13 protein-coding genes and 3 pseudogenes are annotated in these 9,906 nt (G+C 68.4%); 8 read left to right on the top strand and 8 right to left on the bottom strand.

Annotated elements, in window-relative coordinates; translation table 11 throughout:
* Positions 1 to 124 (top strand): annotated as a pseudogene (locus AOK01_RS43115) (Zn-dependent alcohol dehydrogenase); the annotation flags it as partial.
* 198 nt (positions 125 to 322) lie between these two features.
* Here AOK01_RS43115 and AOK01_RS43825 read toward each other — a convergent pair.
* Positions 323 to 724, bottom strand: a complete 402-nt coding sequence (locus AOK01_RS43825; protein WP_157871585.1) for an Imm32 family immunity protein — start codon at positions 722 to 724, stop codon at positions 323 to 325.
* Between the two features lie 135 nt (positions 725 to 859).
* On the bottom strand, positions 860 to 1,165 hold the full coding sequence (locus AOK01_RS33250) for a putative quinol monooxygenase (protein WP_055518270.1): 306 nt from the start codon (positions 1,163 to 1,165) through the stop codon (positions 860 to 862).
* Positions 1,166 to 1,260: 95 nt separating this feature from the next.
* Here AOK01_RS33250 and AOK01_RS43110 point away from each other — a divergent pair, with 95 nt between their 5' ends.
* Both AOK01_RS43110 and AOK01_RS33245 read left to right on the top strand, forming a co-directional pair.
* Positions 1,261 to 1,560, top strand: a complete 300-nt coding sequence (locus tag AOK01_RS43110) for a Scr1 family TA system antitoxin-like transcriptional regulator (RefSeq protein WP_190850956.1) — start codon at positions 1,261 to 1,263, stop codon at positions 1,558 to 1,560.
* The gene (locus AOK01_RS33245; RefSeq protein ID WP_055518269.1) at positions 1,557 to 1,760 is read left to right on the top strand and encodes a DUF397 domain-containing protein; all 204 of its coding nucleotides are present in this window, start codon (positions 1,557 to 1,559) and stop codon (positions 1,758 to 1,760) included. Before AOK01_RS43110 ends, AOK01_RS33245 begins: the two co-directional genes overlap by 4 nt.
* Here AOK01_RS33245 and AOK01_RS45645 read toward each other — a convergent pair.
* Both AOK01_RS45645 and AOK01_RS33235 read right to left on the bottom strand, forming a co-directional pair.
* Entirely contained in the window at positions 1,676 to 2,146 is a 471-nt protein-coding gene (locus AOK01_RS45645; protein WP_281181469.1) for a UTRA domain-containing protein, read from the bottom strand. The two genes, AOK01_RS33245 and AOK01_RS45645, sit on opposite strands and share 85 nt — an antisense overlap.
* Positions 2,147 to 2,298: 152 nt before the next feature.
* Positions 2,299 to 3,294 (bottom strand): AraC family transcriptional regulator, encoded by a 996-nt coding sequence (locus tag AOK01_RS33235; protein ID WP_063792904.1) that lies wholly within the window; start codon positions 3,292 to 3,294, stop codon positions 2,299 to 2,301.
* Between the two features lie 169 nt (positions 3,295 to 3,463).
* Between AOK01_RS33235 and AOK01_RS33230 the strand changes: the two genes are divergently transcribed.
* The gene (locus AOK01_RS33230; protein WP_055518265.1) at positions 3,464 to 3,868 is read left to right on the top strand and encodes a nuclear transport factor 2 family protein; all 405 of its coding nucleotides are present in this window, start codon (positions 3,464 to 3,466) and stop codon (positions 3,866 to 3,868) included.
* A gap of 279 nt (positions 3,869 to 4,147) precedes the next feature.
* On the opposite strand, the gene AOK01_RS33225 is transcribed toward AOK01_RS33230, so the two are convergent.
* Entirely contained in the window at positions 4,148 to 4,705 is a 558-nt protein-coding gene (locus tag AOK01_RS33225; RefSeq protein WP_055518263.1) for an ATP-binding protein, read from the bottom strand.
* A gap of 351 nt (positions 4,706 to 5,056) precedes the next feature.
* On the opposite strand from AOK01_RS33225, the gene AOK01_RS33220 reads away from it, so the two are divergent.
* From AOK01_RS33220 to AOK01_RS33210, 3 genes are all read left to right on the top strand, one after another.
* Positions 5,057 to 5,923 carry a helix-turn-helix domain-containing protein gene (locus tag AOK01_RS33220; protein WP_063792903.1) on the top strand — a complete coding sequence of 289 codons (867 nt, stop codon included), beginning with the start codon at positions 5,057 to 5,059 and terminating at the stop codon, positions 5,921 to 5,923.
* On the top strand, positions 5,920 to 6,123 hold the full coding sequence (locus AOK01_RS33215) for a DUF397 domain-containing protein (RefSeq protein WP_055518261.1): 204 nt from the start codon (positions 5,920 to 5,922) through the stop codon (positions 6,121 to 6,123). Before AOK01_RS33220 ends, AOK01_RS33215 begins: the two co-directional genes overlap by 4 nt.
* Positions 6,124 to 6,218: 95 nt before the next feature.
* A complete protein-coding gene (locus AOK01_RS33210) occupies positions 6,219 to 6,848 on the top strand; it encodes a class I SAM-dependent methyltransferase (protein WP_055518259.1) in 630 nt (209 codons plus the stop codon).
* Between the two features lie 32 nt (positions 6,849 to 6,880).
* On the opposite strand, the gene AOK01_RS33205 is transcribed toward AOK01_RS33210, so the two are convergent.
* Complete coding sequence (locus AOK01_RS33205) at positions 6,881 to 7,870, bottom strand: GlxA family transcriptional regulator (protein ID WP_055518257.1); 990 nt, start codon at positions 7,868 to 7,870, stop codon at positions 6,881 to 6,883.
* A gap of 71 nt (positions 7,871 to 7,941) precedes the next feature.
* Here AOK01_RS33205 and AOK01_RS33200 point away from each other — a divergent pair, with 71 nt between their 5' ends.
* Positions 7,942 to 9,276 carry an MFS transporter gene (locus tag AOK01_RS33200; RefSeq protein WP_063792905.1) on the top strand — a complete coding sequence of 445 codons (1,335 nt, stop codon included), beginning with the start codon at positions 7,942 to 7,944 and terminating at the stop codon, positions 9,274 to 9,276.
* A 4-nt stretch (positions 9,277 to 9,280) separates the two neighbouring features.
* Here the strand turns inward: AOK01_RS33200 and AOK01_RS45640 are convergent.
* Together AOK01_RS45640 and AOK01_RS41990 are read right to left on the bottom strand one after the other, a co-directional pair.
* Positions 9,281 to 9,373, bottom strand: a pseudogene (locus AOK01_RS45640) (flavin reductase); the annotation flags it as partial.
* A 2-nt stretch (positions 9,374 to 9,375) separates the two neighbouring features.
* Positions 9,376 to 9,872: pseudogene (locus AOK01_RS41990) on the bottom strand (flavin reductase family protein); the annotation flags it as partial.
* Between the last annotated feature and the right edge of the window lie 34 nt (positions 9,873 to 9,906).

Raw genomic sequence — 9,906 nt, 5'->3', positions numbered from 1 at the left:
GTACCGGGAAGGGCGGCTGCTGCTGGACGAGCTGGTGACGGGGACGTATCCGGTGGAGGACTTCGAGAAGGCGGCGGCGGACGCGGGGGCGGGGCGGGTGGCGCGGGCGGTCCTGACGTTTTGACGCCGCCTCCGCAGCACTCGCCGTCCTTTCCGGCAGTGGCGCAATACCGTGCCGGGTAAGGATTTCAGACCGTCGACGAACGTCGGCCGGTCATCCGACGCTCAAGGCTCTGCGTCGTGCCGACCGCCCTGCCTGTCACCGCTGAGGGAGCAGTCCGAGAGGCGCCGACCGTTGAGCCGGCGAACCTGGTGCGGATCATCAACCATCGTCGCGGCTGACGACAAGCGAGATCGGCGATTCCGCGAGATAGAAATGATCTTCGTGGTGCTCGATGTGCAGGTGGTCTCCTGCATCTCCTTCGCGGCCAAGGTCTCGAATATTGTCTGCCAGAACGGTCATTGATTCTTCGGATCCCGTGAAGGTCAGCACACCTTGGCCCTCATCGACAGCGACGAGGACCATTCCGTCTTGCAGCAGTCGCAGTCGCACGCCGGAGAGGTAAGCCGAGTACGGGGACGGGTCGCTTCCTTGGGAAGTTGCAACCTCTGTGTCGTCCTGGAGCAGAGCGTTCCCCAATCCCTCAAGTGCGACCGCCGATCCGGATACATCCACTTCATTGGTGGCGGCGGAGTAGCGGATGGTCACATCGGAATGGATCACGGAGTGCCTCCTGCTCTGGATGTGCTCGGATCGATCGGAGTGCGCGGGTCCGTCAACGGGTGCTCCCAGCGGGGCGGTTGGTGGCGAGGTGTCGCCGTGGTCGGCATGGTGCCGGATCCAGTGGTGGCCCGGCGATCAGGAGGGAAGGCCCTTGCCGCCGTGAACCGTCAGGTGAGTCTGCTCCGGGATTCCCGCGATCAATGGCCGGGCCTGTTGGACAAGCGTCCGGATGTCCTCCGGCTCCAAAGACGCGTCGTGCGCGGGTTTGTCGGTCCAGAGTTCGAGGACCCAGACAGTGTCAGGCTCGTCCGAGGTGCTGACGAGGTAGTGGATGCAGCCGGGGTCGCGTTCCAGCAGCTTCGCTGCCTGCAGCAGACGATCCGCCAGGTCACGGCTTTTGCCGGGCTGGGTCGGGAACTTGCTGACGAGTCCGTATGTCATGCCGGAACAGTATGGCCGGACACTGACACTGGCCGTTCTCAGCAGTTTCCGTGAGCGCTTGAGTCGAGGACAGCCAATGACAGCCGAGGACTTCGGTGACGGCGGACTGGGCGATTGTCCCGACGACGAGGAACGTGCCGGCGGCGGAAGCCGTCACCGGCGTTCTCGTGCTCGCCCGGCGGCCTCGCCCTGTTCTCCTTCGCGGACCCCGAGGACGGGCAGATCGTGTACATCGACTCGATGGCCAACGACAGCTTCTGGAGTCGGACGCCGGCATCGCCCGCTACACCACGATCTTCGACAATCTGCGGGCGCAGGCCCTCAGCCCCGATGATTCGCTCGCCCTGATCGCCAGGGCGACGGCCGAACTGACACATGAACTGGAGACAGCATGAATGCCGCCGACCTCACCACTGCCCACTGGTTCACAAGCAGCTACAGCAGCGGCGAGGGACAGTGCATAGAGGTCGCTGCCCTGCCCACCGCGATCGCCTCACGCGACAGCAAGGACTACAACAGTCCCATACTCCTGTTCACCCGCGACGGCTGGCAGGACTTCATAGGAGCCGTCAACCGCCGCGAATTCCGTGGCTGACCACGGCCCACGCCAACAAGGCGGCGGATGGCGGCCTGAGAACGCTTCCTCAGCCGACGCGGTCGTAGGGACGCCGGGTCAGGCGTTGGGAGCCACGTAGCAGATCGCGTCGATGGATTGCGGAGGTACGTGGACACGATCTGGACGGGTTCGTCGTCGGCGAAGTAGTGGTTCTCCCGGTGCACCACACTCTCCTCGTCGACCGGGGTGTTCAGACGTTCGGCCACCTCCTGAGGAGGGCGTTTCCGGGCGATGCTCACGACGTCGATGGGGGCCTCCTTGCCCTGTCGGTCGGCTTCCAGGCGGAAAGGCGTGAGGCCGGTCTCGCGGTTCCTGCGCGAGTAGCGGTCGCTGCCGAATGGGAACAGCCTCTGCGTCTCCCGCACGAAGACGCCGCTCCCATGACGAGCAGCCACCAGACCTTCTTCGGCAAGGAGCCGGACCGCCTCACTGGCCGTGCTGACGTTTTGAGGCCGCCGGCTGGCCTCTCCGGCAGTGGGGAAGACTTCTCGGCCGCCAGGTGACGCAACGACGCGGATCAGACGCCGAGTTGACGCGCCGGACGGTGGCCGGATCTCTGATCACCGGCGTGGGCCTCCGCCTCGTCGCGCATCTGGTGCCGGTACTGGTACCGGTAATACCGCGGCGACTCCCCCACCTCCCGTTTGAACGCCGTACTGAAGGCGCTCTCCGACGCGTACCCCAGGACGGAGGCGAGGGAGGAGATGCGGTCGTCTCCCTCGCGCAGGGCGCGCTGCGCCAGCAGCATCCGCCAGCGGCTGAGGTAGGTGAGCGGTGGTATGCCTGCCACGAGCCGGAAGCGCGCGGCGAAGGTGGTCCTGGACATCGACGCGGCGCGCGCCAGTTCCGCCAGCCGCCAGGGTTTCCCGGGTTCGGCGTGCATGAGGTCGAGCGCCGGACGCAGCCGTTCGTCGGCCAGCAGCCGCAGCCGTCCCGGGGGAAGTTCGGCCTGATCGACGTAGGCGCGGAGCATGTCCAGCAGCAGGAGCTGACCGTGCTGCCGGATGGCGAACGCGGAGCCCATGAGGTTGCCGGTCACCTCGTCGAGGATCCGGTCGAGGCTGCTGCACAAGCGGGGCGCCGCGGCGGCCGACGCACGGACGTGCCCGACCGGTGGAAGCGCCTCCAGCAGCAGGGCTTCTCCTGCCGGGTTGAGATCGATATGTCCGCCGAGGACGATGTCGTCGGCGTCGGTCAGGTCGGCGGCGGCATCGTGGAAAGAGGAGTAGCCGACCGGTACCTCGATCTCGCGGGGCGGCCCTTCTCCCGTGCCGCCCCGGAGCTCAAGCCAAGAGCGGCCGTTCAGGATAGCGATGTCACCGGGCTGCAAGTCGAGCGGAGCGCCGATGCCGTCAGTGGCCAGCCGGGCCCGGCCGCGCGCCATCGCGATGAACTTCAGCGGCTCGGTGAGGGCGGAGCGCGCCACCCATGGCCGTCGCGCGGTGAAACCACCTGACACCAGCCCTCGGATTTCGACGACGTCGAATACCTCGGACAGCAGGTCACCGGTCATGTCCGGACGATCGCAAAGGGAAACCGGACTGTCAAATATTCAAAGTACGGGCGATCGCGCACAGGATGGAGACCGTGATCGACACCGCGGTAGCTGATCACGACATGAGGCCGCACGGCCGACACGGCCGAACCGACGAGCCCTGTCCACGACGCAGCAGGAGATCTTCATGAGCATCGAACGGAACAAGGACATCGCCCAGCGGATGGTGAGGGGCTTCTCCGCGGAAGGCGACATCAACGAGACCTTCGCCCTGCTCCGGGACGACGCTGTGTGGACCGTGATGGCGAATCCCGCATCGGTCCCCCATGCCGGTGGCATGCCGAAGAAGCAGTTCGTCGAGCACATCACCAACTTCCGCGGCTCGACCCCCGACGGACTCCGGATGATCGTCACCGGGGTGACGGCGGAGGGCGACCGGGTGGCGGTGGAGGCCGAAGGGACGGGCACGCTGAGCAACGGCAACACCCTCAACCAGGTCTACCACTTCCTCTTCGAGATCAAGAACGACAAGGTCACCGCGGTCAGGGAGTACATCGACACGGCGCACGCGGTGGCCGCGTTCCGTGGCTGAAGCAGGGCTTTTCGACGGGATCGTCCCCTTCCTTGTACCGGTGGAGGACTTCGAGGAGGCGGCGGCGGACGCGAGGGCGGGGCGGGTCGCGCGGGCTGTGCTGACGTTTTGACGTGCTGATTCCGTCGGCTACCGCCAACGCGTTCGACCGACTGGTGCCCGGAGGCACTCCAGGGCACCAGCACGTCGGGGGTGACGCCGACGGAACAACTGCGCTGAGTCAGGCTGGGCGCTCGGGGGTGGCGTACCTGGTTGACGGAGTCCGCGGGAGGCGATGGATCACCTCTTCCGCCCCGGTGAATCGGCAGGCATGCGCGGTGAGTTCGTGGACGAGAGCGCTCGGGCGGCTCGCGGGTCCCGCTCGGCAACACCTCCGGTCCCGTCGGCCTCCTCTCGCGCGATCGCCGCCGTCGGTCGCGCGAGAGGCAGCACCGCATAGACGACTTTGCCGCCCGAGGGATGGCGGTAGGAGTCCCAGCGCTCGCACAACAGCGTCACTATCGGCAGGCCCCGGCCGTTCTCGGCGTCCGCGTCGGGCGTTCGCATCCGGGGCAGCGTCCGGCTGGTGTCCCAGACCTCGACGGCCAGCGTCCGGCCGCACACGCGCAGCCGCACCGCGACCAGGGGTAACGTCTCGCGTTCGGCACGGCTCAGCCCGGCCTTCGTGGTTCCGGTGGCCTCCACGGCGTTGGTCAACAACTCGGACGCGATCAGCGTCACGGACTCGCTCATGTGCTCAAGTCCCCAGTCCCTGAGCGCGTTCGACGCGAACCGCCGTCCCCGCGGCACCGCCCTGGGCTCGGCCGTGTGCCGGAACCAGTACGTCACACCGTCCATGCCGCGCCCACCTTCCGGTGTCGCGGACCAGCGGGGAGTCTGCGGCGGCCGGTGCCGGGCAGCAGCAGCGCAAGGACATACAGCACGAGTGTGGTCAAGGGTCAGTCCTCCCAGTCGATCAGGGCCACGTCACGCCCCGAGGGCGCGAGCCCTGGCCCCACAGGGCGCAGTCAACTCACGGCTACCGACTTGTCACAGTGGGTGTCCGTTCCGAGGTTCAGCATGACCGGTGAACTGAGTCATATGCAACCAGTTCAAATGAACTGGTTCATTCGAAATCGAGCTTGGCGAGGCAGACCTCCGTACGCCAAACTCGGCGGGTATACGCCCATAACCCAGGGAGGGGATGCCGTGACCGAGAAGACGCCGGGCCTACGAAGCCTCGCGCTCGCGCTCCGCCGGCTACGCGAAGCCGCCGGGATGTCACGCGAGGACGTGATCGCAGAGGGCCCCGTCAGTAAGAGCACGCTACGGCGCGCCGAGAACGCCGAGGCCCGGCCCAACCGCGGCACCCTGCATCACCTCCTCACGCGCTACGGGGCCGATGCCGCCACGCGCACAGAGATTGACGCCCTGTGGGAGGAAGCCGGCAGGCAGGACTTCCTGCGGCCCTTCCACGCCGACCTGCGCCGCGACTACAAAGCATGGATCGCCTGCGAGGACGTCGCGGCACAAGTCCGCAGCTACGAGTCCTCGTTCATTCCCGGCCTCGTACAGACACGCGACTACGCTGCCGCCGTCATCCAAGGCGTGTGGCCGTCCGCCACCAGCACTGACCTCGAACACCACGTGCAGGCCCGCATCGAACGACAGGCAGTTCTCGTCCGGCCGAAGCCCTTGACTCTCACCGCCGTCATGGACCAGGCCGCCCTACGAAGGGCCGTCGGCGGACCGCACGTCATGGCCGAGCAGATGCGCCACCTGCAAACGCTCGCCGAACAGCCCCACATCACCCTGCATGTCATCCCCTGGAGCGTCGGCGCGCATCCAGGTATGCCCGGTTCCTTCGCGGTGGCCACCTTCACCAAAGCCGGCGAACCGGCGGTCGTATACATCGACGGCATGGCCGGTGACGCGCTGCTCGACTCCGAACAAGACGCCGAGCACTACACGGAGATCTTCGCCGCCCTACAGACAGCAGCACTCAGCACCCGTGACTCGCTCGCCCTCATCGCAGAAGCGGCACGCGAGTTCAACCACGAACTGGAGACAGCATGAACAGCCCCGACCTCACCGACGCGAACTGGTTCAAGAGCACCTACAGCAGCGGTCAGGGCGCGTGCATAGAGGCCGCCGCCCTGCCCAACGCGATAGCAACCCGCGACAGCAAGGACGCCAACAGCCCCATACTCCTGTTCACCCGCGACGGCTGGCGGTACTTCATAGGGGCCGTCAACCGCCGCGAGTTCCGCGACTGACTCCGACCCCCCCCGCCAACCCCGCCCCGCTTCACTTCTCCAACGCGGGGTGCCGCATGTCGGGGTGGGCCCCTCATGCCGGAAAGGGCTACCGCATGTCATTGGCTGAGCCCTGGGACAGGTACGCAGCCGGGAGCACGCCGCGCAGGACCGTGAACGCCAAGGGTGAGACGACCTGGCTGAACTGGACTCAGTACGCCGATCACGGGCCGGACGAGAGCGTTCTGGGTCCGGTGGCCGGACGCCGGGTGCTGGACCTCGGCTCGGGGAGCGGCAGCAACCTCGCGCACCTTGTGACGCTTGGCGCGACCGGCCAAGGGGTGGACGTCGCCCCCGCCCGGGAGAGGGTCGCGCGGGAGCGCTGGGGCCAGATGCCCGGCCTTGAGTTCCGTACGGTGGACGTGGCGGCGTTCCTGCACGAGACGGACGAGACGTTCGATGTCGTGCTGTCGATCTTCGGTGCCGTGTGGTTCGTCGATCCGGACACCCTGCTCCCGCTGATTCGCTCGCGTATGGCGCCGGGCGGCATCCTGGCCTTCTCGCATCTGCCTCCAGGCAGTCAGGGGCCCAAGCCCGCCGAAGCCGGGCTGCGGCACGACCACACCCCGGACGAGTGGCGGCGCATCCTGACCGGGCACGGCTTCTCCGACGTGCGCGTGTCCCTGATCGAGCCGCCCGAGGGCAGGGCCGTGGGCACGATGCTTGTCCGTGCCTCGGCGGCCTGACCGCGCGGCGGTAAAGGTGGGGAAAGGGCTGTTCAGCGGAACGTGCGGCGGTACGACGTCGGGGTGACCCCCAGCGTCGACTGGAGGTGCTGACGCATCGACTGGGCCGTGCCGAAGCCGGCGTCGGCGGCGATCTGGTCGATCGAGAGGTCCGTGGACTCCAGAAGGTGGCGGGCGCGTTCGACCCGTTGTTGGGTGAGCCACTGGCCGGGGCTGATTCCGGCCTCCTCCCGGAAGCGGCGCGTGAACGTACGTACCGACATCGCTTCCTGTGCGGCCATGTCCCGCAGTTGGATCGGTTCGTGCAGCCTGCCCAGGGCCCAGGCGCGGGCTGCGGTCGTGGTGGCCAACTGCGGTTCCGGAACCGGTCGTTGGATGTACTGCGCCTGTCCGCCGTCCCGGTGCGGAGGGACGACCGTGCGGCGGGCCACCTCGTTGGCGACGGCGGTTCCGTGGTCGCGGCGCACGATGTGGACGCACAGGTCGATGCCCGCCGCGACACCGGCGGAGGTCAGGATGTCCCCGTCGTCGATGAACAGCACGTCGGCGTCGACCCGCACCTTCGGGAAGAGCCGCTGGAAGTGCTCGGCGGATGCCCAGTGCGTGGTCGCCGGGCGCCCGTCGAGAAGTCCGGCGGCGGCGAGCACGTACCCGCCCGTGCAGATGGAGACGAGCCGGGTGCCCGGCCGGATCAGGGCGAGGGCGGCGGCCAGCTCGTCGGTGAGTACGCCCTCATCGTGGACCGGGCCGAACTCGTAGAAGGCGGGAACGACGACGGTGTCGGCGGTGGCCAGCGCCTCGGGCCCGTTCTCGACGAGCACCGAGAAGTCGGCGTCCGTCTCGACCGGGCCCGGCGGTCGGATCGAGCAGGTGACGATCTCGTACAGCTGCCGGCCCTTCGCATCCAGGGCACGCCCGAAGATGCGCTGCGGGATGCCCAGTTCGAAGGGGAGGAGGCCGTCCAGGGCGAGGACGACGACGCGGTGCGGACGGAACGGGTTGTGCGGCAGCTGCGTACCCATGGCCCGATCCTAGCGAATGCTGTCCTTCGGGCCACTCGCATGGGGACGCCGCAGGACGGATGCTCGTTGACGTGACACAGACAACCGACGCCGCGACCGATCCGGCATCCGCGCAGGACCCCGGAGCCGGAGCCGGACGGCGGCGTACGCGTGTGCACCGGGCCTGGTTCGTGGCCGCCGTCACCTTCGTGACGATCATCGGCGCGGCGGCCTTCCGTTCCCTGCCCGGTCTGCTGATCGACCCGTTGCACGAGGAATTCGACTGGTCGCGCGGCACGATCGGCCTCGCGGTCTCCGTCAACCTCGCGCTGTACGGGCTGACGGCGCCGTTCGCCGCCGCGCTGATGGACCGGTTCGGCATCCGGCGGGTCGTCGCGCTCGCGCTGATCGTGATCGCGGTCGGCTCCGGCGCCACGGTGTGGATGACCGCGGCCTGGCAGCTGCTGCTGTGCTGGGGGCTGCTCGTCGGGCTCGGCTCGGGCTCGATGGCCCTCGCGTTCGCCGCGACCGTCACGAACCGCTGGTTCACCGAGCGGCGCGGCCTGGTCACCGGCATCCTCACCGCCGCGTCCGCCTCCGGCCAGCTGATCTTCCTGCCCGTCCTGTCCTGGATCGTCTCGGAACACGACTGGCGCCCGGCCGCCGTGACCGTGTCCCTGGCGGCGCTCGCGGTCGTGCCGTTCGTATGGCTGCTGTTGCGCGACCACCCGGCGGACGTCGGCATCGAGCCGTACGGGGCGACGGAGTTCGTCGAGAAGCCACCGCCCGTGGCGGGGGCGGCACGCCGCACCGTGCAGGTCCTCTTCGCCGCCGCGCGCACCGGGCCCTTCTGGCTGCTCGCGGGAACCTTCGCGATCTGTGGCGCCTCGACCAACGGCCTGATCCAGACCCACTTCGTGCCCGCCGCCCACGACCACGGCATGCCCGTCACGGTGGCGGCCTCGCTCCTCGCCGTGATCGGCGTCTTCGACGTCGTCGGCACGATCGCCTCCGGCTGGTTCACGGACCGCTTCGACCCGCGCCGTCTGCTGGCGGTCTACTACGCCCTGCGCGGCGTCTCCCTCCTCTTCCTCCCCATCCTCCTGGCCCCTTCGGTCCACCCGCCGATGGTCTTCTTCATCGTCTTCTACGGCCTCGACTGGGTCGCCACCGTCCCGCCCACGATCGCCCTGTGCCGCGACCAGTTCGGCGACGACAGCGCCATCGTCTTCGGCTGGGTCCTCGCCTCCCACCAGGTCGGCGCCGCCCTCGTCGCGTTCATCGGCGGGGTCGTCCGCGACACCTTCGGCTCGTACAACGTGATGTGGTACACCTCCGGGGCGCTGTGCGCGGTGGCCGCGCTGATGGCGCTGGTGATACGGCGGCGGCCGAGCGCGGTGGGGACGGCGAAAGCGGTGGCGGCCTGAGCGGTCAGAGGAATTGCCCCTTGTGGAACAGCAGAGGCGGCTCGTCCCCGCCGGTCGCGCCCAGGGCGTTCACCCGGCCGATGACGATGAGGTGGTCNNATCGTGCAGTCGATCCACGCGAGCGTGCCCGCGAGGCGCGGGGAGCCGGAGACCGGGGCCGCGTCGTACGGGACGCCCGCGAACTTGTCCGTGCCGCTCACCGCGAAGCCGCGGCACAGGTCGCCCTGGTGGGCGCCCAGGATGTTGACGCAGAAGACGCCCGCGCGGGCGATGCGCGGCCAGGTCGTCGACGTACGGCCGACCATGAAGGTGACGAGCGGTGGGTCGAGGGAGAGGGACGAGAAGGACTGGCAGGCGAAACCGGCGGGCCGGTCCTCGCTGTCGCCGTCGCCGCCCGTGGTGGCGGGTGCCGTCACGACGGTCACGCCGGTCGCGAAGTGTCCCAGTACGTGCCTGAACTCGGCCGGGGCGATGACGGCACGCTCGTCCTCCCCGACGCACCGCAACTCGGGGCGCGGCAGCGCTTCGACGGGAGCGCCGAGTGCGGCTACGGTCGTTTCCGTCGACCTGAGGTAGCGGACGGCTGCCGCGGCCATTCCTGCGTGTCCCATCACACCGTCCATTGAAGCT

It is taken from the genome of Streptomyces aurantiacus (assembly GCF_001418335.1).
GTDB lineage: Bacteria > Actinomycetota > Actinomycetes > Streptomycetales > Streptomycetaceae > Streptomyces > Streptomyces aurantiacus.
The sequence above is the reverse complement of the archived record's forward strand: the minus strand, read 5'-3'. Positions and strand labels throughout refer to the sequence as shown.

Coding starts and splice junctions, on each gene's coding strand:
- AOK01_RS33245 (WP_055518269.1), top strand. CDS start 1,557: ATGAATGCCGCCGACCTCACCACTGCCCACTGGTTCACAAGCAGCTAC.
- AOK01_RS33215 (WP_055518261.1), top strand. CDS start 5,920: ATGAACAGCCCCGACCTCACCGACGCGAACTGGTTCAAGAGCACCTAC.
- AOK01_RS33230 (WP_055518265.1), top strand. CDS start 3,464: ATGAGCATCGAACGGAACAAGGACATCGCCCAGCGGATGGTGAGGGGC.
- AOK01_RS33205 (WP_055518257.1), bottom strand. CDS start 7,870: ATGGGTACGCAGCTGCCGCACAACCCGTTCCGTCCGCACCGCGTCGTC.
- AOK01_RS33235 (WP_063792904.1), bottom strand. CDS start 3,294: ATGACCGGTGACCTGCTGTCCGAGGTATTCGACGTCGTCGAAATCCGA.
- AOK01_RS33225 (WP_055518263.1), bottom strand. CDS start 4,705: ATGGACGGTGTGACGTACTGGTTCCGGCACACGGCCGAGCCCAGGGCG.
- AOK01_RS33210 (WP_055518259.1), top strand. CDS start 6,219: ATGTCATTGGCTGAGCCCTGGGACAGGTACGCAGCCGGGAGCACGCCG.
- AOK01_RS33250 (WP_055518270.1), bottom strand. CDS start 1,165: ATGACATACGGACTCGTCAGCAAGTTCCCGACCCAGCCCGGCAAAAGC.